The 21,118-nt window shown below is 59.0% G+C and carries 20 protein-coding genes and 2 pseudogenes; 10 read left to right on the top strand and 12 right to left on the bottom strand.

Annotated features, from left to right (window positions below):
• Window positions 1-52 precede the first annotated feature (52 nt).
• Window positions 53-715, bottom strand: a complete 663-nt coding sequence (locus J3P75_RS07190) for a LysE family translocator (RefSeq protein WP_434709772.1) — start codon at window positions 713-715, stop codon at window positions 53-55.
• A 139-nt stretch (window positions 716-854) separates the two neighbouring features.
• On the opposite strand from J3P75_RS07190, the gene alaC reads away from it, so the two are divergent.
• Complete coding sequence (gene alaC, locus J3P75_RS07185) at window positions 855-2,072, top strand: alanine transaminase (RefSeq protein ID WP_434709771.1); 1,218 nt, start codon at window positions 855-857, stop codon at window positions 2,070-2,072.
• Window positions 2,073-2,249: 177 nt separating this feature from the next.
• On the opposite strand, the gene J3P75_RS07180 is transcribed toward alaC, so the two are convergent.
• Window positions 2,250-3,602, bottom strand: coding sequence for a GntP family permease (locus J3P75_RS07180; protein ID WP_093099116.1), 1,353 nt, complete (start codon window positions 3,600-3,602; stop codon window positions 2,250-2,252).
• Between the two features lie 82 nt (window positions 3,603-3,684).
• Window positions 3,685-4,218 carry a gluconokinase gene (locus tag J3P75_RS07175; protein WP_203419196.1) on the bottom strand — a complete coding sequence of 178 codons (534 nt, stop codon included), beginning with the start codon at window positions 4,216-4,218 and terminating at the stop codon, window positions 3,685-3,687.
• Between the two features lie 216 nt (window positions 4,219-4,434).
• Between J3P75_RS07175 and J3P75_RS07170 the strand changes: the two genes are divergently transcribed.
• A complete protein-coding gene (locus J3P75_RS07170; RefSeq protein ID WP_434709770.1) occupies window positions 4,435-5,466 on the top strand; it encodes a LacI family DNA-binding transcriptional regulator in 1,032 nt (343 codons plus the stop codon).
• A gap of 137 nt (window positions 5,467-5,603) precedes the next feature.
• Here the strand turns inward: J3P75_RS07170 and J3P75_RS07165 are convergent, their stop codons facing one another.
• Window positions 5,604-6,476, bottom strand: a complete 873-nt coding sequence (locus J3P75_RS07165; protein WP_434709769.1) for a LysR family transcriptional regulator — start codon at window positions 6,474-6,476, stop codon at window positions 5,604-5,606.
• Window positions 6,477-6,598: 122 nt separating this feature from the next.
• Here J3P75_RS07165 and J3P75_RS07160 point away from each other — a divergent pair, with 122 nt between their 5' ends.
• The 3 genes from J3P75_RS07160 (at window position 6,599) to J3P75_RS07150 (ending at window position 9,212) form a co-directional block, all read left to right on the top strand.
• Window positions 6,599-7,039, top strand: a complete 441-nt coding sequence (locus J3P75_RS07160; protein WP_434709768.1) for a PACE efflux transporter — start codon at window positions 6,599-6,601, stop codon at window positions 7,037-7,039.
• Between the two features lie 126 nt (window positions 7,040-7,165).
• Entirely contained in the window at window positions 7,166-8,590 is a 1,425-nt protein-coding gene (locus J3P75_RS07155; RefSeq protein WP_434709767.1) for an MFS transporter, read from the top strand.
• Window positions 8,591-8,813: 223 nt separating this feature from the next.
• A complete protein-coding gene (locus tag J3P75_RS07150) occupies window positions 8,814-9,212 on the top strand; it encodes a hypothetical protein (protein ID WP_434709766.1) in 399 nt (132 codons plus the stop codon).
• 86 nt (window positions 9,213-9,298) lie between these two features.
• Here the strand turns inward: J3P75_RS07150 and J3P75_RS07145 are convergent.
• Together J3P75_RS07145 and J3P75_RS07140 are read right to left on the bottom strand one after the other, a co-directional pair.
• Window positions 9,299-9,724 (bottom strand): annotated as a pseudogene (locus J3P75_RS07145) (methyl-accepting chemotaxis protein); the annotation flags it as partial.
• Between the two features lie 171 nt (window positions 9,725-9,895).
• Window positions 9,896-10,513 (bottom strand): annotated as a pseudogene (locus J3P75_RS07140) (PAS domain-containing protein); the annotation flags it as partial.
• Window positions 10,514-11,300: 787 nt separating this feature from the next.
• Between J3P75_RS07140 and J3P75_RS07135 the strand changes: the two are divergent.
• Complete coding sequence (locus J3P75_RS07135) at window positions 11,301-11,717, top strand: GNAT family N-acetyltransferase (RefSeq protein ID WP_434709765.1); 417 nt, start codon at window positions 11,301-11,303, stop codon at window positions 11,715-11,717.
• Between the two features lie 122 nt (window positions 11,718-11,839).
• Here the strand turns inward: J3P75_RS07135 and def are convergent, their stop codons facing one another.
• From def to J3P75_RS07120, 3 genes are all read right to left on the bottom strand, one after another.
• On the bottom strand, window positions 11,840-12,379 hold the full coding sequence (gene def, locus J3P75_RS07130) for a peptide deformylase (RefSeq protein WP_434709764.1): 540 nt from the start codon (window positions 12,377-12,379) through the stop codon (window positions 11,840-11,842).
• A 2-nt stretch (window positions 12,380-12,381) separates the two neighbouring features.
• Complete coding sequence (locus J3P75_RS07125; RefSeq protein ID WP_434709763.1) at window positions 12,382-13,332, bottom strand: YihY/virulence factor BrkB family protein; 951 nt, start codon at window positions 13,330-13,332, stop codon at window positions 12,382-12,384.
• A 163-nt stretch (window positions 13,333-13,495) separates the two neighbouring features.
• Entirely contained in the window at window positions 13,496-13,687 is a 192-nt protein-coding gene (locus tag J3P75_RS07120; RefSeq protein ID WP_090285520.1) for a CsbD family protein, read from the bottom strand.
• A gap of 194 nt (window positions 13,688-13,881) precedes the next feature.
• Between J3P75_RS07120 and J3P75_RS07115 the strand changes: the two genes are divergently transcribed.
• Window positions 13,882-14,259, top strand: coding sequence for a hypothetical protein (locus tag J3P75_RS07115; protein ID WP_007917843.1), 378 nt, complete (start codon window positions 13,882-13,884; stop codon window positions 14,257-14,259).
• A 257-nt stretch (window positions 14,260-14,516) separates the two neighbouring features.
• Here J3P75_RS07115 and fadD1 read toward each other — a convergent pair whose 3' ends face one another.
• On the bottom strand, window positions 14,517-16,214 hold the full coding sequence (fadD1, locus tag J3P75_RS07110) for a long-chain-fatty-acid--CoA ligase FadD1 (protein ID WP_090285522.1): 1,698 nt from the start codon (window positions 16,212-16,214) through the stop codon (window positions 14,517-14,519).
• A 355-nt stretch (window positions 16,215-16,569) separates the two neighbouring features.
• A complete protein-coding gene (fadD2, locus tag J3P75_RS07105; protein WP_434709762.1) occupies window positions 16,570-18,258 on the bottom strand; it encodes a long-chain-fatty-acid--CoA ligase FadD2 in 1,689 nt (562 codons plus the stop codon).
• 200 nt (window positions 18,259-18,458) lie between these two features.
• Here fadD2 and J3P75_RS07100 point away from each other — a divergent pair, with 200 nt between their 5' ends.
• Window positions 18,459-19,403 carry a lysophospholipase gene (locus tag J3P75_RS07100; protein WP_434709761.1) on the top strand — a complete coding sequence of 315 codons (945 nt, stop codon included), beginning with the start codon at window positions 18,459-18,461 and terminating at the stop codon, window positions 19,401-19,403.
• Between the two features lie 41 nt (window positions 19,404-19,444).
• Window positions 19,445-19,915 (top strand): MaoC family dehydratase, encoded by a 471-nt coding sequence (locus tag J3P75_RS07095; protein ID WP_003227420.1) that lies wholly within the window; start codon window positions 19,445-19,447, stop codon window positions 19,913-19,915.
• Between the two features lie 269 nt (window positions 19,916-20,184).
• On the opposite strand, the gene J3P75_RS07090 is transcribed toward J3P75_RS07095, so the two are convergent.
• A complete protein-coding gene (locus tag J3P75_RS07090; protein ID WP_090285529.1) occupies window positions 20,185-20,652 on the bottom strand; it encodes a ferritin-like domain-containing protein in 468 nt (155 codons plus the stop codon).
• Between the two features lie 203 nt (window positions 20,653-20,855).
• Here J3P75_RS07090 and J3P75_RS07085 point away from each other — a divergent pair, with 203 nt between their 5' ends.
• Window positions 20,856-21,092: a DUF3820 family protein gene (locus tag J3P75_RS07085; protein ID WP_434711231.1), complete on the top strand. Its 237-nt coding sequence runs from the start codon at window positions 20,856-20,858 to the stop codon at window positions 21,090-21,092.
• Window positions 21,093-21,118 lie beyond the last annotated feature (26 nt).

Genomic DNA, 21,118 nt, shown 5'->3' with positions numbered 1-21,118 from the left:
CACAAAAGTGGGTTCGGCTGGGAGTATAGGAAGCCCGAACCGTTTCGCACGCTTACAGCGTATGCAACTGCTCGGCGGCGCCCGAACCGACAAACTCGTTATAGCCGGAAAGGATCACATAGACCGCGAAATAGCAGAAGATCGCCGCCGATGCCATGTACGAATAGCGCAACAGCTTGTCGCCCAACAGCTTGCCACCGTGGCTGGCGGCGAAGCACAGACCGGCCGACCACAGCAGCCCGGCGCAGAGGAAACCGCCGAGAAACAGCGCCGAGCTGAGCGCGCCGCCGCCCCCGGAACGGGCGATCAATGTGCCGCCAACCGCCGCAAACCAGAGAATCGCACTCGGCGACGACATGGCGAGAAAGATCCCCCGGAAAAACTCCTTGCGATGGGAGCTCTGCCCCACTTCTGCCGTCTCGGCAAGCAACGCCTCATGATGAATCGCCGAGTAAATCATCTTCCCGGCAAAGTAGATCAGCAGCGCCGAACCACCGATCCACAGCACCCAGCGCACGGTTTCGTATTGCAGCAAAACGGTCATCCCGGCCAGCGCCAACACCGCGTAAATCAGGTCGCCGACGCAAGTGCCCAAGCCCAGCGCAAAGCCCTGAAAGTAGCCGCGCTGCATGGCCAGGGTAATCATCGCGATGTTGGCTACGCCGATGTCCAGGCACAGCGAAAGGCTCAGCAAGAAGCCGCTGGTGAATTCCATTGACCGATTTCCTTCGGAAAAAAATGTTTACAAACAGGCTGGACAGTATGCCATCAGCGCCCTTATCTTCCGCCACAGGTCACCGCAGTGACCAGCGTCGCTCGGACGGTTCCGGGCGCTTACGTTATCCGAGGCAACAATGGCCGAACAAGGTTCGCCGCGCCGCTTTGCGCGCATCGATCGACTCCCCCCGTACGTTTTCAACATCACCGCCGAGCTGAAAATGGCTGCCAGGCGTCGTGGTGAAGACATCATCGACTTGAGCATGGGCAACCCCGACGGCGCCACACCGCCGCACATTGTCGAAAAACTCGTGCAAGTCGCCCAGCGTGAAGACACCCACGGTTACTCGACCTCCAAGGGCATTCCGCGCCTGCGCCGGGCGATTTCCAACTGGTACAAGCAACGCTACGAGGTCGATATCGACCCGGAAAGCGAAGCCATTGTCACCATCGGTTCCAAGGAAGGCCTGGCGCATTTGATGCTGGCGACCCTGGATCAGGGCGACACGGTGCTGGTGCCGAACCCGAGCTACCCGATTCACATTTACGGCGCGGTGATTGCCGGTGCCCAGGTGCGTTCGGTGCCGCTGGTGCCGGGCGTGGACTTCTTCGACGAACTGGAACGGGCGATTCGCGGCTCGATCCCCAAGCCGAAAATGATGATCCTTGGCTTCCCGTCGAACCCGACCGCGCAGTGCGTGGAGCTGGATTTCTTCGAACGGGTGATCGCCCTCGCCAAGCAGTACGACGTGCTGGTGATCCACGATCTGGCCTACGCCGACATCGTCTACGACGGCTGGAAAGCCCCGTCGATCATGCAGGTACCGGGCGCCAAGGACATTGCGGTGGAGTTCTTCACCCTGTCCAAGAGCTACAACATGGCTGGCTGGCGCATCGGTTTCATGGTCGGCAACCCGGAATTGGTCAACGCCCTGGCGCGGATCAAGAGCTACCACGACTACGGCACGTTCACCCCACTGCAAGTGGCCGCAATTGCTGCGCTGGAAGGTGATCAACAGTGCGTGCGCGACATCGCCGAGCAGTATCGCCAGCGCCGCAACGTACTGGTCAAGGGCCTGCATGAGCTGGGCTGGATGGTCGAGAATCCGAAAGCATCGATGTACGTCTGGGCGAAGATTCCCGAGGCGTACGCGCACCTGGGCTCGCTGGAGTTCGCCAAGAAACTGCTCGCTGAGGCCAAGGTCTGCGTCTCGCCGGGAGTGGGCTTTGGCGAGTATGGCGATGATCACGTGCGCTTCGCTCTGATCGAAAACCAGGACCGCATCCGCCAGGCGGTGCGCGGGATTCGCGGGATGTTTCGCGCGGATGGCTTAGTCGCAAAATCTGGCGGCTAACGCAAAACCTGTAGGAGTGAGCCTGCTCGCGATAGCGGTGTGTCAGTGCCATTTACGGTGACTGACACACCGCTATCGCGAGCAGGCTCACTCCTACAAGGGAATGTGTCCGGCCTCGAAATTCCAGGCACAAAAAAACCGCATCGCTGCGGTTTTTTTGTGCCTGCAACGCGCCGCTTAAACGAACAGCGACAGCAGCAGGATAAAGCCCAGGCCGACCACCGACAGGATGGTTTCCATCGCGGTCCAGGTCTTGAAGGTTTCGGCCACGGTCATGTTGAAGTACTGCTTGACCAGCCAGAAACCGGCGTCGTTGACGTGCGACAGGATCAGCGAACCGGCGCCGGTCGCGAGTACCAGCAGCTCACGGTTGACGCCCGGAATCATGCCGACAACCGGCACGACAATGCCGGCGCCAGTGATGGTCGCCACAGTCGCCGAACCGGTAGCAATACGGATCACCGCGGCCACCAGCCACGCCAGCAGGATCGGCGAGATCTGTGCGCTGACCGCCATGTGGCCGATCACGTCGCCCACACCGCTGGTCACCAGCATCTGCTTGAAGCCACCACCTGCGCCGATGATCAGAATGATCGCGGCAGTCGGTGCCAGGCTCGCATCGAGCCACTTGAGCATCTGGTTGGAGCCGATGCCCTGCTTGTAGCCGAAGGTGTACAGCGACAGCAGCAACGCCAGCAGCAGTGCAGAGATCGGGTGACCGATCATGTCCATCCAGGTGCGGAAGAAGTTGCCGTCCGGCAGCGCCACGTCAGCGAAGGTTTTCAGCAGCATCAGGAACACCGGCAGCAGCACGGTGACCAGGGTGATGCCGAAGCTTGGCAGGTCAGTCGAATCGTTTTCGCGAGCCAGTTGATCGACCAGCTCCTGATTGGGGTGACCGGGGATGTGCTTGGCGATGAACGTACCGAAGATCGGACCGGCGATGATCGCGGTCGGCAGCGCAACGATCAGACCGTAGAGAATGGTCTTGCCGATGTCAGCGCCGAACACGCCGATGGCCAGCAGCGGGCCCGGGTGCGGTGGCACCAGACCGTGTACAGCGGACAGGCCGGCGAGCAGCGGGATACCGATCTTGATAATCGACACACCGGTGCGACGCGCCACGATGAACACCAGCGGAATCAGCAGTACGAAGCCGATTTCGAAGAACAGCGGGATGCCGACCAGAAACGCGGCGAACATCATCGCCCACTGGACCTTGTCCTTGCCGAACGCACGAATCAGGGTCTGGGCAATCTGATCCGCCCCGCCCGATTCGGCCATCATTTTGCCGAGCATGGTGCCCAGCGCCAGAATGATGCCGACGAAACCGAGCACGCCACCGAAGCCGTCCTGGAACGCCTTGATGATGGTGCCGATCGGCATGCCCGAGGTCAGGCCGAGGAACGCGGCCGCAATGGTCAGGGCGATAAAGGGGTGAATCTTGAATTTGGTGATCAGGATAATCAGACCGATTACCGTGACCACTGCATCGAGCAGCAGGAACGTCTCGTGGGACATGCCGAACATTGAGGGTGTCTCCTGGATTGTTGTTGTTATTAAAGCGGGTTGAACAGAAGTCGGGAGGACAGCGCTGTCTTTTTCAACATACTCATACCGCCTGTTTCAGACCGTGGGCCTGCCACCAGACGTGAGCCTGCAGCGCCAGCTCTTCAACGCTGTACACCGAGGCGTTGAGCGCCAGGGTCAGCGGCTCGCCCTTGGGCGACTCGAGGGTAGCGAACTGGCTTTCGATCAGCGTGGCCGGCATGAAATGGCCCGGACGGTGCGAGACACGTTCGGCGGCGACTTCAGGGGTCAGTTCCAGGAACACGAAGCCCAGGCCCGGCAAGGCACTGCGCAGGCGTTCGCGATAGATATGTTTAAGGGCCGAGCAGGTCAGCACCGGGCGTTTGCCCGACGCATCGACGCGACGCAGTTCATCGCACAGGCTGTCGAGCCAGCCGGCACGGTCGTCGTCGTTCAGGGGGATCCCCGCGCTCATCTTTTCGATGTTCGCGGCCGGATGAAAAGTATCGCCTTCAATGGCAGTGGCGCCGCTCAAATGGCACAGGGCCTCGCTGACGCACGTCTTGCCGCAACCGGCAACGCCCATGATGACCAGGGCGGTGATGGGATGACTCATATAACACCTCAGCGCGCAGACAGCGCTACCTTTGCTAGCTATGACTCTAGTGCACAGGCAGAAGTTGCCGACGCCTTCTTGTCGTTTTTTTGGGTTGCAGCAGGTTCGTTCCCAACGCCAAAGAGCCAAGATCAGGCAGGACCTCGCTCACGCATTTGCAGCTGCATCAGGACAGCGCTACCTTAGTGCCTTGATTTTTGTTTGGCAAGCCGCCCGATGACCTCCCCCAAGAACGATAAAAATACCCGCACCACCGGCCGTCCTACCCTTAATGAAGTTGCCCGCCTGGCCGGCGTCAGCCCGATTACCGCCTCCCGTGCCCTGCGCGGCGTCAGTACTGTGGCCACCGAACTGGTGGAAAAAGTGCAGAAAGCCGCGCTCGAACTCAACTATGTGGTCAACCCGGCCGCCCGCGCGCTGGCCTCGGCGCAGAGCCATTCGGTCGTCGTGCTGGTGCCGTCGCTGTCCAACCTGCTGTTCATCGACACGCTGGAAGCCATTCATCGGGTGCTGACGCCGAAGGGCTTCGAAGTGCTGATCGGCAACTTCCACTACTCGCGCGATGAAGAAGAAAACCTCCTGCGCAACTACATGGCCTACCAGCCGCGCGGCTTTCTGCTGACCGGCTTCGATCGCACCGAGAGTTCCCGACGGATGATCGAGGCGAGCAATATTCCCTGCGTGTACATGATGGAACTGGACAGCAGCGCCGGGCTCAATTGCGTGGGCTTTTCACAGTTGAGCGCTGGGGAAACCGCCGCCAAACATCTTCTGTCTCGCGGACGCAAACGCCTGGCCTACATCGGCGCACAACTCGATCAGCGCACCCTGCTGCGCGGTGAGGGCTTTCGCCGGGCGTTGCAGAAGGCCGGCCGCTACGACCCGGATCTGGAAGTGCTGACACCGCGATCTTCATCGGTGGGCTTGGGCGGCGAGTTGTTCTTGCAATTGCTGTCGGCGCATCCGGATGTCGATGCGATTTTCTTTGGCAACGACGACCTCGCCCAGGGCGCCTTGCTCGAAGCGCTGCGCAATGGCATCAAGATCCCCGAGCAGGTGGCGATTCTCGGTTTCAATGACCTGCCGATGTCCGAGCACATGGTGCCGCGCCTGAGCAGCATCAACACCCCGCGCGAAGCGATCGGCCGACGCGCGGCAGAGCAGATGCTGACGCTGATGGCGGGCAACAAGGTGCCGCGCCCGGTGGAGGACATGGGGTTTGAGTTGAAGATTCGCGAAAGTACATAACCCGCAAAAATCCAGAGTTGAAACACAATCCCTGTAGGAGTGAGCCTGCTCGCGATAGCGGTGTGTCAACCACATACATGTCACTGATACACCGCTATCGCGAGCAGGCTCACTCCTACAAAGGATCTCCACCCACTTTAGTGGCTGAGTTGGTCGACCAAGGCCTGCGCGCCCTTCTGCAACGGCTGGCTCTTGAGCCACACCGCATGCACCGGCATCACCAGGCCGTTCTCAATATTGCGGAAATTCAGCCGCTGCAAGCGCCCCGCGTCCAGTCGCGGCTGCACCACCGACAGCGGGAAATTACCCCAGCCCAACCCCGCCTCGACCATGTCCATCGCCGCTTCCAGGCTGTCGGTGCGCCAGTACGATTGCGCCACCAGCGGTCGCGTTTCGCTGATCGGCAGGTCACGGCTGGCAACGATGATCTGCCGCACCTGCACCAGATCTTCGAGAAACACATCACGCCCCTGCAACAACGGACTGTCGGCCGCCAGCGTGGCGATTATTCGTTCATTGCCGACAAACTGAAACCGCTCCAGCACGTTCATGCGCAACCCGGCGAACGCCAGGCACAGACCGACGCGACCGCTGTGCAGCATCGCCAGTACGTCATCCTGCGGCGCCGTCAGCACTTCGATGTCGAGCAGCGGGTAGCGCGCGGCAATCAACTTGATCGCCGCGAGCAAACGGCGCCGGTCAATGTCCGCCACCACGCCAATCGACAACTTGCTCTCCAGCCCCAGCGACAGCTCGACCGCGTGCACTTGCAACTGTTTGAGCTGCTCGGCGATCAGCCGTGCGTGCGGTACCAAGGACAGGGCCATGGCGGTCGGTTGCGGTTCACGATGACTGCGATCGAACAGCAGATAGCCAAGCTCGGCTTCAAGATTGCCGATGCCCATGCTTACCGCCGAAGGGACTTTGCCCAACGCACGCGCAGCGGAGGAAAACGAGCCGCGTTCGATCACCGCAAGAAATAATTCGATGCTGTCGCTGTTGAAATTCAATTGGCTTACCTGTCAACAAAACTGAAAGGACCTGACTTTTCCTGTCAGCTCCATTGAAGCTATCTTTCGTCGCCTTCGCCAGCCCCGCTGGCTGTCATTCGGCAAGAAAGAGGCAAATCCCCATGCAAGGCGTCAAACGCAAACTGGTCTACGTGTCGCTCTATGAAGTGATCGGCATGACCTTCTCCGCCCTCGGTCTGGCGCTGCTGTCCGGCACCTCGCCGGGCAGTACCGGGCCGCTGGCGGTGATCATTACCACGATCGCCGTGACCTGGAATTTTATTTACACCTCGCTGTTCGAGCATTGGGAGAGTCGCCAGACCTCGCGCACCCGCACGGTGAAACGACGCATCGCCCATGCCGTGGGTTTTCAACTGACGTTGATCGTGTTTCTGATTCCGCTGATCGCATGGTGGATGAACATCAGCCTGGTGCAGGCGTTTCTGCTGGATCTGGCGCTGATCATCTTCATCCCGTGCTACACGTTTGCCTTCAACTGGCTGTTCGACCGGGTGTTCGGTTTGCCCGCCTCGGCACTGCCGGATTCGGCCGCCGCAGCATAAATCGTTAATTCGTAAGCGAATATTGCGAGAAAAGTGTTGTGGCGCGTTGTTAAACGCCGATATTCACAATCCGTGAACTCCGATAGCAGGCTAAGCTTTTCCGTCAAATAAGAAATGGATCTGCTCATGACTGCTCACGCCTTCGCCGCCGCGCCCAGCGACGGCATCGACCCGGTACGCGCCGCCGAGATTTCCGCCCGCATCGATCGCCAACCCGCCGTGGCGACGATCTGGCGGCTGGTGGCGCTGTTGTCGATCGGGGGTTTCTTCGAACTCTACGATCTGTTTCAGACTGCCTACATCAGCCCCGGCCTGATCCGCGACGGCCTGTTTGCCACCGGCAATCAGGGCGTGTTCGGTTTTTCCGATCAGGCGGCGTTCGCCTCGGCGACGTTTCTCGGCCTGTTTCTCGGTGCCAGCCTGCTCAGTCCGTTGGCGGACCGGTTCGGTCGCCGGGCGATCTTCACCTTCGCGCTGATCTGGTACACGGTGGCGACGGTGATGATGGGCATCCAGACCTCGGCGCTGGGCATTATCGGCATGCGTTTTCTGGTCGGCATCGGGTTGGGCATTGAGCTGGTAACCATCGATGCCTACCTGTCGGAACTGGTGCCCAAACGCATGCGCAGCTCGGCGTTTGCCTTTGCGTTTTTTGTGCAGTTCCTCTCGGTGCCGGCGGTGGCATTGATGTCGTGGTGGCTGGTGCCGCAGGCGCCGTTCGGTGTTTCCGGCTGGCGTTGGGTGGTGCTGGCCAGCGCGGTGTTTGCGCTGTTCATCTGGTGGCTGCGCAAACGCCTGCCAGAATCGCCGCGCTGGCTGGCGCAGCACGGCCGTTTCGACGAGGCCAACCGGATCCTAGACCACCTCGAAGCGCGCTGCGCCAAGGATTACGGCAAAGCGCTGGACGCGCCGGAACCGGTGCCGGTGGATGTCGAAGGCAAGGGCCGTTTTGCTGATATCTGGCAACCACCGTATCGCCGCCGCGCGCTGATGCTGATCGTGTTCCATATTTTTCAGGCGATCGGCTTCTTCGGTTTCGGCAACTGGCTGCCGGCGCTGCTCACGGGCCAAGGCGTCAGCGTCACCCACAGTCTGATGTACGCCTTCATCATCACCCTCGCCTACCCGCTCGGGCCGTTGTTGTTCGTGAAGTTCGCCAACCGCTTCGAGAACAAATGGCAGATCGTCGGCTCGGCCCTTGGCGCGATGACCTTCGGCCCCCTGTTCGCCCTGCAGAGCAGCGCCGCCGGGCTGATCTTCTGCGGGGTGATGATCACCTTCTGCAACGCCTGGCTGAGCTTCAGTTATCACTCGTACCAGAGCGAACTGTTCCCGACCAACATCCGCGCCCGCGCGGTCGGCTTTTGCTATTCGTTCAGTCGGTTGTCGACGGTGTTCAGCAGTTTGTTGATTGGCTTGTTTCTCGACAACTTCGGTACGCCGGGGGTATTGGCTTTCATCGTCAGCAGCATGCTGATCGTGATGTTGACCATCGGCTGGTTCGGCCCGCGCACGCGTAATCTGGCGTTGGAGAATATTGCCCATCGCTGAAAGGCAACATTCCTGATCAGGCCGACAACAGGTGGGCAGAACTGCTCATGACATGGATATTGAGGGCGAGATTCAAGGACGCTCTATGACCGCCCGTCTGAATCGCATCCATTTCAGTGCCCACCTGTAATTTCTGACAGTAGACGAGAGAACACGCCCGACGAATGATGCGCAAGCGGCAACGACTGGTTTCCGCTTTCACTAAGATATATGGAGATATCCCATGACCAGCACCTTCAAAGCCAAAATCAGCTCACCTGGCGCACCGGTTGTACCAGACTATAGCGCCACTGCAACAAGCGTCACACCCAACGCGCCTCCTGTTCCCACCGCGGCTATCCAGTCCAATAATGCTGCCAATATCCATTTAGGGCTTAGTTTTAAAAACAGTGGGCTAGACAGCGGCTCGCATGACCTGACTTCGGATAATACAAGTGTCATATACAGTAATGGGGCTGAGACCGTTTTTCCCGGAATCTCGTCCGGACATATCGACATCGACAGCTCAGTGGGCACTTATAAGGGTAACTTCATCGCGGAGTGGAAAGATAAACATGGGAGGGAGTGGACGGTCGACAGTACCTTTGACATTACCGTTGTACCGACAAAATCAGCGAGCTGAACAATAGAACGTTGCAGCGTTTAGATATGACAACGCTCATTTCCTGCGACCTTGCTCGCCAGAAATGAGCGTTGTGCCACGCAAGTTCAGTTCAATTGCAACGTCTCATTGAACTGGCTGATCGCATCCACCACGTGCCGCGAGCCCTGCTGAATCTCCATGATCACCTCCCCCGCCTCGTTCGCCAATTCCACTCCCAGCCCGGTTCGGCTCAGGCTCGATTGCATGCTCGACACTGCGCTCAGCGACAGGTCATGGTTCCTGCGCACCACATCTACGATTTCCAGCGTGGCCTGACTGGTCCGCGCCGCGAGGCTGCGCACTTCGTCTGCCACTACCGCAAATCCACGGCCATGTTCGCCGGCGCGTGCGGCTTCGATGGCGGCGTTGAGCGCCAGCAAGTTGGTCTGGTCAGCAATGCCACGAATGGTCTGGACGATGGTGCCGATGATGTCCGACTGTTTGCTCACCGCATCGATACTCACCGCGGCTTCGTTGAGGTCGCGGGAGATGTCCTGAATGATTTTCACGGTCTGCTGCACAACCTGTGAGCCCTTTTGCGCGCAGGCGTCGTTTTGTACCGAAGTGCTGTGAGCCGATTCGGCGGCGCTCTGCAAGGTGGTCATCTGGCGGGTGATGTCGCTGGCAAATTTTACTACTTTGTACAAGCGGCCCTTGGCATCGAACAGGGGGTTGTACGAGGCTTCCAGGTAAACCATGTGCCCGGACTTGTTCTTGCGCTCGAAGCGGTGCGAGTGATATTCGCCGCGATTGAGCGACGCCCAGAACGCCTTGTATTGCGCCGACTCGGATTCGCTGCGGTGACAGAACAAACTGTGATGCTGGCCGACGATTTCGTTGAGCGAATACTGCATGGTCTGCAGGAAGTTATCGTTGGCAGCGATGACATTGCCCTCGGGGGTGAACTCGATCACCGCCATGGAACGGCTGATCGCCGCCAGCATTGCTTCTTCTTCATGTTCCTTGTTGATGCGCGCGGTGATGTCCGCAGCAACTTTGATCACGCTCCTGACTTCTTTGTCGGGGCCGAACACCGGCATGTAACTGGCCTCCAGCCAGATCTCCCGACCGCTCTTGTTCAAGCGCAGGAATGTCCCGCTCAGCGGTTCGCCACGGGCCAGGTCGCGCCACAATCTGGCGTAGTCCTCGCTGCGGTAGTAGCTCTCTTCACAAAAGATCCGATGATGTTTGCCACGTACTTCCGCAGCGCTGTAGCCCATGGTCTTGCAGAAGTTGTCGTTGGCATCGAGGACGATGCCGTCAGGGCTGAACTCGATCATGGCCATCGAGCGACTGATCGCGGCCAACTTGGCGTTGGACTCGGTCAGCGCGCAACTAAAGCGCTCGATTTCCTGCAGGTCAGCCTTGTGATGTAGGTTGAACATGGTTGTATCACCTTCCGCGCGGTCTTTCGATTTGATGAAAGTTCTGGTCTCTCAAGATCCACCACTACGTTCCGTGGAACAGGCACACGCCTTCCTCCACGGGAGGAAGTTGTCAGGTGATAAATGATGATCAATCGGAGCGTCCATGCAGCGACGTTCTAACCAAGACATCCTTCTCTTGATAGCCCGCACGCGGGCCAGCCCTAACGCATTGAAGAACTTCCATGTCGGCGACGCTCCTTGTTGGTTCAGTGTCGGTGCCTTGGGTTGCGCACTCTGGCAGCATGAATCACGGGCCAACGATGTCTGTCAGTCTGGTTTTGACATGACGGTCGACATGGTTAGTTACGACAAGCATAGCCAGACCGCCGCCTTGCGCAAGGCCACTAGTCGGCCAGTATCTGGCATTTTTTGCACAAGAAACGGTTCAGCGCAGGACTTGAATCGAGGAATGACGGCCCGTGCTGCCGGCGCGCACGATCAAATGTAGGAGTGAGCCTGCTCGCGATGGCGATTGATCAGGCGGCGATGTTGCCGGGGACAATGCTATCGCTAGCAGGCTAGCTCCCACAGGAATGTATTCCAAATTGGCAGTGGGCCTGCTCGTGATGACGAGCACACCGGGCTATCGGTTGGCGCGCGTTCTCTTATAATTGGCGCTTTGTCCAGCACAGCCCTGCTCATGCCCGATACCCATTTCACCTTGCTCGACGCGTCGCTCTGGCCGTTGATGAACAAGTTCTACCGCAGCCACCAGTCCTCGATGAAAGCCGTGCGCGATGCGCAGTTGTGGGTGGCCCGGCGCGGGGACATCGTCGCAGCGCTGTGCCTGCGCCCGGTGGCGGGTGGGCAGTGGTTGACCGGCTTGTTCGTGGATCCACAGTGCCGAGAACAAGGGATTGCCGCGCAGTTGATTGCGGCGGCCACTCAAGGGGTGAGCGAGTCGGTGTGGCTGTTCTGTCATCCGGATTTGCGCGGGTTCTATGAGCGGCGAGGCTTCAGCGTTGACCCGGCGCTGCCGCAGGCAATGGCGGAACGGTTGAGCCGGTATGCGCGCAGTAAACCGATGATTGCGATGGGGCTCAATTCTCCAGATTGACCACAATCCCCTGTAGGAGTGAGCCTGCTCGCGATAGCGGTGTGTCAGTCGGTGAAAATGTCACTGATATACCGCTATCGCGAGCAGGCTCACTCCTACAAGGGGAATGTGTTGATCCTGAGCTAGTCGTCAGCGTTGGGATCAAGGTCCGGAAACATCACTTCGGTAAAACCGAACTTGCTGAAATCGGTGATGCGCGACGGGTACAGCCGGCCGATCAGATGGTCGCACTCATGCTGCACCACCCGCGAATGAAAGCCTGAGGCCACACGCACGATCGGCTCGCCCTTCGGATCGAAACCCTCATAGCGAATCTGCTGATAGCGATCCACCGCCCCGCGCAAACCCGGCACCGACAGGCAACCCTCGAAGCCCTCTTCCGTGTATGGATTCAACGGTGTGATCAGCGGGTTGATCAGGATCGTCTGCGGCACTGCTTCGGCGTCCGGATAGCGCTCGCTGTGCTCGAAACCAAAGATCACCAGTTGCAGATCGACGCCAATCTGCGGCGCGGCCAGGCCGACGCCGCCGACGCTTTCCATGGTCTGGAACATGTCGTCAATCAGTTGCCACAACTCGGCGCTGTTGAACATTTCCGGCGACACCGGCGCGGCGATGCGCAGCAGGCGCTCGTCGCCCATTTTGAGGATTTCACGGATCATGGTCAGACTTCGTCAGTGTCCGGCTTGAGCGAATGATCGCGGCCCAGGCCCGAGACATGTTGTTTGGGATGTTCTTCTGGCTCGCCCGGGTCTTTCTCGCCCTTCTCCTTGCCTTCGCTGGACATGTGCTCGATCACCGCGTTCATTTCCGCGCCGAGCAGCAGCACCGCGGCAGAGATGTAGAAATACAGCAACAGCACGATGATCGCCCCGATACTGCCATACATCGCATTGTAGTTGGCGAAGGTTTTCACGTAGAAGGCGAACCCCAACGACGCCAGGATCCACACCACCACGGCCAGCACCGAACCTGGGGTGATGAAGCGGAATTCCTGCTTGACGTCGGGCATGACGTAGTAGATCAACGCCACGGCGATCATCATCAGCACCACGATCACCGGCCAGCGCGCGATCGTCCACACGGTAACAATGAAGTCCTCCAGCCCCACTTGCGCGGCGATCCAGCCCATCACCTGCGGCCCGAGTACCATCAATGCGGCGGCAATCAACAGCATGCCGGCGATGCCGACTGTGTACACGATCGACAGCGGGAAGCGCTTCCAGATTGGCCGGCCCTCGACCACGTCGTATGCAGCGTTCATCGCGCTCATCATCAGGCGCACGCCAGCCGAGGCGGTGTACAGCGCGATGACGATACCGATTGAAAGCAGGCCGCCCTTGGATTGCTGCAACTGATCGATCACCGGGTTGACCTGCTCCAGCGCCTGCGGTGGCAAGACCAGCTCCGACTGCAGGCGCAGCCAGGAAAAGAAATCCGGCAAATGCAGGAAACCGATCAGCGCGATCAGAAACAGAATGAACGGGAACAGCGAGAACAGCATCTGGTAGGCCAGTGCCGAGGCATAGGTCGACATTTCGTCGTCGACGAATTCAGTGACCGTGCGCACCATCACCCGGTGCAGGGGCAGACCTTTCATGTTCGGGAAAATCATTCGCGTCTCCTTTCGCCGCAGTACAGGTTGAAGTCGTGGCGACTCAGGGGCCGTTTTTTACATCACGTTAGCCTGTTTGGCGATCTTCGTCGGCATCCGCAGGTTTTTGACACAAAAACGGCCATCCTTGGATGGCCGCTCGTGTGATTCGTTCAAGGCTGGATTACGCCTTGTCGACGCCTTTTTTCACAGCGTCCTTGGTGTTGCCAACAGCCTGTTGGGCCTCGCCTTTTCTCTCCTGGACCTTGCCTTCGGCTTGCAGTCTAGAGTTATCGGTAGCCTTGCCGACGCCTTGCTTGACGTTACCGACGGCTTCGTTGGCCATGCCTTTTACTTTATCGCCTGTGCTGCTCATGGTGTTTCTCCGTGACGCATAAGGGGAAGAAAAGTCAGTACGTAACGATTGACTGGCGCGTTTCCCTGCAAGTTTCAATTATTTGCCGCTCATTTCGTCGCGGCGCGCAGGTTGCGCTTTATGTTTGCCGGCGTTGCCTTGAGAATGCGCAGCTATGGGCGCCAGGCGCCAAAGACCGATACCGCAGGAATGTTATGAAACTCGATAAAACGCAAGCCATCGCCCGTCGCAACAAGGAACTGGGCGGCGCCGTGCTTGGCACCAACAACTGCCACTTCGCCGAACTGAACCGCAACCGCAATATCTGGTGGTTCGACCTGCCAGTGTCGCGCCTGGCAATCGGTCAGTACGAGTGGATTCACCTGCTGATGCACACCCCGGCGACCGACGAGTTGCTGCACCTGAAAGTGCCGACCGTGTTTCTGCGCGAAAAGCTCGAAGGCCTGGTGATTCGCAACGAAGGCAAGCGCAAGGCGGCGTTGAGCCTGGAGCTGAGTGCGGACAAGGATTCGTATCTGCAGGACATGCGGCCAGCCGGGACTAACGTGAATTTTGCGCCGTTTCGTCAGTAGCCCTCACCCTAACCCTCTCCCAGAGGGAGAGGGAACCGAATGGGGGATATTCAAGAGATACGCCGACCTGATCGGGCTTACAGAATCCATAATCGACTCGGTTTTTCAGGTCGATGCTCAACGCCAGACACCTCGATCGGCCCCCTCTCCCTCGGGAGAGGGCTGGGCGGGCGGCGTTCCGATGAGGGGCAGTCTCACCGCGAGATCCAGACCGAACAAGCACCAACAAAAAGCCCCGCATCTGCGGGGCTTCGTGTTTAAGCGGCAGACTTGGCCTTGATCTTCTTCAGCTCTTCATCACGCAATTCGCGGCGCAGGATCTTGCCGACGTTGGTGGTCGGCAGCGCATCGCGGAATTCCACCGAACGCGGCACCTTGTAGCCGGTGACGTTGGCGCGCATGTGGTCCATGACCTGTTCTTTGGTCAGGGTCACGCCCGGTTTGGCGACGATGAAAATCTTGATCGCTTCACCCGACTTGTCGTCCGGCACGCCGATGGCCGCGCATTGCAGCACGCCCGGCAGGGTCGCCAGTACGTCTTCCAGCTCGTTCGGGTAGACGTTGAAACCTGAGACCAGAATCATGTCTTTCTTGCGATCGACGATGCGCATGTAGCCGTCCGGCTGAATCAGCGCGATGTCGCCGGTCTTCAGCCAGCCATCGCTGTCGAGCATTTCATCGGTGGCTTCCTGACGCTGCCAGTAACCCTTCATCACTTGCGGGCCCTTGACGCACAGCTCACCGATTTCACCCAGCGGCTGCTCGACACCGGCATCGTCGATGACTTTGCACAGGGTCGATGGCACGGGAATGCCGATGGTGCCGATCTGGATATGCTGGATCGGGTTGACCGTGGCCACCGGGCTGGTTTCGGTCATGCCGTAACCTTCGCAGATGGCGCAGCCGGTCACGGCTTTCCAGCGTTCGGCCGCAGCCAGTTGCAGGGCCATGCCGCCGGACAGGGTGACTTTCAGCGCAGAGAAATCCAGCTTGCGGAACGCTTCGTTGTTGCACAGCGCGACGAACAAGGTGTTGAGGCCGACAAAGCCGCTGAACTTCCACTTCGACAGTTCCTTGACCATCGCCGGCAGGTCGCGCGGGTTGCTGATCAGGATGTTGTGGTTGCCGATCAGCATCATCGCCATGCAATGAAAGGTGAACGCATAGATGTGGTACAGCGGTAGCGGCGTGATCAGGATCTCGCAACCTTCATTGAGGTTGGAACCCATCAGCGCCTTGCACTGCAGCATGTTGGCGACGAGGTTGCGGTGGGTCAGCATCGCGCCCTTGGCCACGCCGGTGGTGCCGCCGGTGTATTGCAGCACCGCCACATCGCCGCTGTGCGGATTGGCTTCGGCCACAGGCTGGCCATGACCCTTGCTCAGCACGTCGTTGAACTTGACGGCTTTGGGCAGGTGATAGGCCGGCACCATCTTCTTCACGTACTTGATGACGCTGTTGATCAGCAAACGCTTGAGCGGCGGCAACAGGTCGGCGACTTCGGTGACGATGACGTGCTTGACGCCGGTCTTCGGCACCACGGCTTCGGCCAGGTGCGCCATGTTCGCCAGGCACACCAGCGCCTTGGCACCGGAGTCGTTGAATTGGTGTTCCATTTCCCGCGCGGTGTACAGCGGGTTGGTGTTGACCACGATCAGCCCGGCGCGAATCGCCCCGAACACGGCGACCGGGTATTGCAGTACGTTGGGCAGTTGCACGGCGATTCGATCGCCCGGCTGCAAATCGGTATGCTGTTGCAGATACGCGGCAAACGCCCCGGACAATTCGTACAATTCACCGTAGGTGATCGTCTTGCCGAGGTTGCTGAAAGCCGGTTTGTTGGCGAAGCGCTGGCAGGATTGCTTCAACACTGCCTGAATGTTCGGATACTCGTCCGGATTGATGTCGGCAGCGATTCCAGCCGGGTATTTATCCTTCCAAAAGTCTTCGATCATGGAAGCCCACTCCTCAGCAACGCGAATTCTTCACCGCATTTGATGCGATTATTATTGGTGTGTGTTTTGTATTGGTGAATCTGGCTTTTACACAGGCCGAGAAGTCACAAAGCGCGCCGAGAGTAGCAGCTTTGCCGAGGGTCGACTAGAGCCAAAAGCGGCCTCTACAGTCATATTTATGACTCAAGACTATCTAGCAGTCATTTTAGAGCAAAAATCCTAGAACCCCTTGAAAGCCCCGGTTTTCATGGGTGCCAAACAAAATCGCGAGCAGGCCCACTCCTACAGAGATTACATACAACCCCTGCAGGAGTGAGCCTGCTCGCGATCCGCGCCAAGCGCGGCCATTCACCGGTCAGGCGATATCCCGCAACTCCCGCCGCAGAATTTTGCCGACAGGCGTCATCGGCAATGACTCACGCAAGACGATGTGTTTCGGCACCTTGTAGGCGGTGAAATTCTCTTTGCAGTAGGCCTTCAGCTCTTCGAGGCTGACACCGCTTTCCCGCGCCACCACAAACAGCTTCACCGCCTCGCCCGAGCGCTCGTCCGGCACGCCAATCACCGCGCAGTTGGCGACTTTGGGGTGGGCCATGACCACGTCTTCGATTTCGTTCGGGTACACGTTGAAGCCGGAGACGATGATCATGTCTTTCTTGCGATCGACGATACGCACAAAACCATCGGGGTCGATCACGGCAATGTCGCCGGACTTGAACCAGCCTTCGGCATCCAGCACTTCGGCGGTGGCTTCGGGCTTGTTCCAGTAGCCCTTCATGATTTGCGGGCCCTTGATGCACAGCTCACCGCGCTCACCCAACGGCTGCTCGGCGCCGTCGTCACTGATCACTTTCAACAGCGTACCGGGCACCGGCAAGCCGACCGTGCCCAGGCGCGATTGGTCGCCGTAGGGGTTGGTGCAGGCCACCGGCGAGGTTTCGGTGAGGCCGTAACCTTCGGTGATGCGGCAACCGGTGACCTGTTCCCAGCGCTCGGCCGTGGCCTTGACCAGCGCAGTACCGCCGGAGTTGGTCAGTTTCAGGCTGGAGAAATCCAGCGTCTTGAAATCCGGGTGTTCCATCAGCGCCACAAACAGGGTGTTCAAGCCCAGCAACGCCGAGAAGCGCCAGTTTTTCAGCTCCTTGATGAAGCCGGCAATGTCTCGCGGGTTGGTAATCAAAACGTTGTGGTTGCCCGAGACCATCATGCACATGCAGTTCGCGGTGAACGCATAGATGTGGTAAAGCGGCAGCGGCGCCACCATCACTTCCTGGCCCTCACGCAACAGCGGCTGCCCGTCCGGGCCGAGTTGGGCGAGGCAGGCGCGCACTTGCTGCATGTTGGCGACGAGATTGCCATGAGTGAGCATCGCGCCCTTGGCCAGGCCAGTGGTGCCGCCGGTGTATTGCAGCACGGCGATATCGTCGAGCGTCACCTTGAGCGGTTTGATCCCCAGGCCGCGGCCCATGCGTAGTGCGCTTTTGAAGGACATCGCCTGCGGCAGCGAGTAGGCCGGGACCATTTTCTTCACTTTGCTGACCACTGTGTTGACCAGCCAGCCCTTGGCGGTGGGCATCAGGTCGCCCATCTTCGCTTCGATCAGGTATTGAATGTCGGTGTCGGGCAGCACTTCCTGGACTTTCTGCCCGAACACGTTGAGGTACACCAGCGCACGGGCGCCGGAATCCTTGAACTGGTGGCGCATTTCCCGCGCGGTATACAGCGGGTTGGTGTTGACCACGATCAGCCCGGCGCGCAGCGCACCGAACACGGCAATCGGATAATGCAGGACGTTGGGCATCTGCACGGCGATGCGATCGCCCGGAACCAGATCGGTATGCGCCTGCAGGTAGCCGGCGAACGCGGCGCTCTGGCGTTCAAGCTCGGCGTAGGTCAGCGTGATGCCCATGTTGCTGAACGCCGGGCGATCAGCGAATTTCTTGCAGGAACGCTCGAACACTTCGATCACCGACTTGAACTCAGTCATGTCGATGTCCAGCGGTACGCCGGCCGGGCGCTTGTCGTTCCAGAAATCAGGTTGCATTGTTCTTGTCCTCTTTACCTGAGCCGATCCGGGAGCCGCTTCTGTCATTTCTGAAAAAGCGGAGCTTCACGGACACTAGCAGCTATGACCATTCAGGCAAATATGAGCAAAGCCGTCATTGATCGTGTGAATCTTCCTGCCGTGGCGTGGGCTGATCAGACGCGCTATACAATGTGCGGACTCTGAGCAAAGGAAGCGCCATGATCCACGACACCTTCTGGCTGGACGCGAGTGACCGCAGCCGGCTCTTCGTCAATCAATGGCTGCCCGCGGGGCCGTTGAAAGCGCTGATTCTCGTGGCCCATGGCATGGCGGAACACAGCGGCCGCTATGCACGCCTCGCCGAAACCTTTTGCGACAAAGGTTATGGCGTATACGCACCGGATTTGCGTGGTCATGGCCGCACCGCGCAACACGGCACGCTCGGCCATTACGCCGATGCTGACGGTTGGTGCAAAGTCCTCGGCGATCTGGCCAGCCTCAACCAGCACATCGGCCAGCAACACCCCGGCGTGCCGATCATTCTGCTCGGACACAGCATGGGCAGCTACCTCGCCCAGGGTTATCTGCTGCACCACAGCGCCAGCCTGCATGGGGCGATTCTCAGTGGCTCGAATTTTCAACCAGTCGCCCTCTACCGTGCCGCGCGGCAGATCGCGCGTCTGGAAAAACTGCGTCAGGGCGGCAAGGGCCGCAGCGCATTGATCGAGTGGTTGTCGTTCGGCTCGTTCAATAACAAATTCAAACCAGTGCGCACACCATTCGACTGGCTCAGCCGTGACTCGGCCGAAGTCGACCGTTACATCAACGACCCGCTGTGCGGGTTTCGCTGCACCAATCAATTGTGGATCGACCTGCTCGGCGGCTTGCAGCAAATCAGCAAAGCGTCCAATCTCGCGCAGATCGATCCGGGCCTGCCGCTGCTGGTCATCGGCGGCGAATGTGATCCGGTGAGTGAGGGCAAGCGTCTGACAGATCTGGCCAACGCCTTGCGCGCGGCCGGCAGCCAGCACCTGCAACTGAAGATCTATGCGCAGGCCCGGCACGAATTGTTCAACGAAACCAACCGCGGCGAAGTGATCGCCGATGTGCTGGCCTGGATCGATCAGGCCCTGAGCCATCCGCGCCCGCAGCGCAGCGAATAATTTTTGCGGATTGACTGCATCCGCCACAGGAATCGAGACCGATGACCCAGGTTACCAACATCCCTTACGAAGCCCTCGAAGTCGGCCAGACCGCCAGCTACAGCAAGACCGTCGAAGAGCGCGATATTCAACTGTTCGCCGCGATGTCGGGCGACCACAACCCGGTGCACCTGGACGCCGAGTTTGCCGCGGCGAGCATGTTCAAGGAGCGTATCGCCCACGGCATGTTCAGCGGTGCGCTGATCAGCGCGGCGGTAGCTTGCGAACTGCCTGGGCCAGGGACTATTTATATCGGCCAGCAGATGAGCTTTCAGAAGCCGGTGAAGATTGGCGACACCTTGACCGTGCGCCTGGAAATCCTCGAGAAACTGCCGAAGTTTCGTGTGCGCATTGCCACTCGCGTGTTCAACCAGCGTGATGAGTTGGTGGTGGATGGCGAGGCCGAAATTCTCGCGCCACGCAAGCAGCAGACGGTGACGTTGCCGACTTTGCCGGCGATCAGTATTGGCTGATGGATTGATGGGGTGTCAGGTAGATTGCTGCCCCCTCACCCCAGCCCTCTCCCCCAAAGGGGGGCGAGGGGGAAGGGAGCTGATCTTCGTGGCTTTCAAATCCTGAGTTCGACTCGGTATTTCAGGTCGGCATAACTTTGAAGAGCAGCTCGGTCAGTCCCCTCTCCCTCCGGGCGGTCCGACGTTTCGGGAGGGTTAGGGTGAGGGGCCTTTCAGCCAGGCACAAAAAACGCCAGACACGCTGGCGTTTTTTTCAGCCCAGCTAGCCCTTACGAGTTAGCGCGAGCCTGGTTACGCAGGGCTTTCACCTGGTCGTGGTTGCGTTGTACGCCGTGGTACTGACGCTCAACCAGATCTTTGATGCCTACCAGGTTGTGCTTGTTGATCTTCTCGATCGCTTCACGATAAGCCTTCAGCGCATGGTCTTCACCGCGCTCGGCTTCGTTCAATACAGCCTCTTCGTCCTTGCCGGTGAACATGGCTTTGACGTCGACCCAACGACGGTGCAGATCACCGCTGACGCTGGTCGAAGTTTCCGGATCGCCACCCAGCGAACGCACTTGTGCCTGCAACTCCGCAGCGGCAGTAGCGCAATCGGCGGAGCGCTGCACGAACAGGGTTTTCAGTTCTGGGTGCTTGATGTCTTCTGCGCAAGTCTTGAACCCTTCCTGACCGTCCTTGCAGGTTTCAATCAGGTCGTTGAGTACAGAAATGGCTTCTTTGTTTACGTCAGTCATTTTCCAATTCCTTGCGGTTGGTTGAAGATGCAAAGAATATTGCAGTGTGCGTGCCAGCTTCGCTTTGAAATATAAACCGTTTATTTTCAAAAAGTTATAAAACATTGAACCATCTGTATGCTGGTGTTTTGCATGATCTGTCATTTGGCCTGCATGCAGAATGCCTGTATTTTGCAGGTTGCTTTAAAGCCAGACGAAACCCGATGAATCCTGAAAAACTCGATTTGCTGATCACCCGCGAAATGCCCTTCGGCAAATACAAGGGGCGGATCATCGCCGACCTCCCGGGCCCTTACCTGAACTGGTTCGCCCGCGAAGGTTTTCCGCACGGCGAGCTGGGTGGTTTGCTCGCGCTGATGCATGAGATCGACCATAACGGCCTTTCCGATCTCCTCGAACCGCTGCGCGCCAAACACGGCAAACCCGCCCCGCGCCATTGATGCGCCCTCCTCTTCTCTGAGCTCGT

The sequence above is a fragment of the Pseudomonas sp. R1-1 genome (genome assembly GCF_051132135.1).
In the GTDB taxonomy this organism is placed as follows: domain Bacteria; phylum Pseudomonadota; class Gammaproteobacteria; order Pseudomonadales; family Pseudomonadaceae; genus Aquipseudomonas.
Note: the sequence above shows the minus strand (reverse complement) of the source record. Positions and strands in the feature narration are given on the sequence as shown.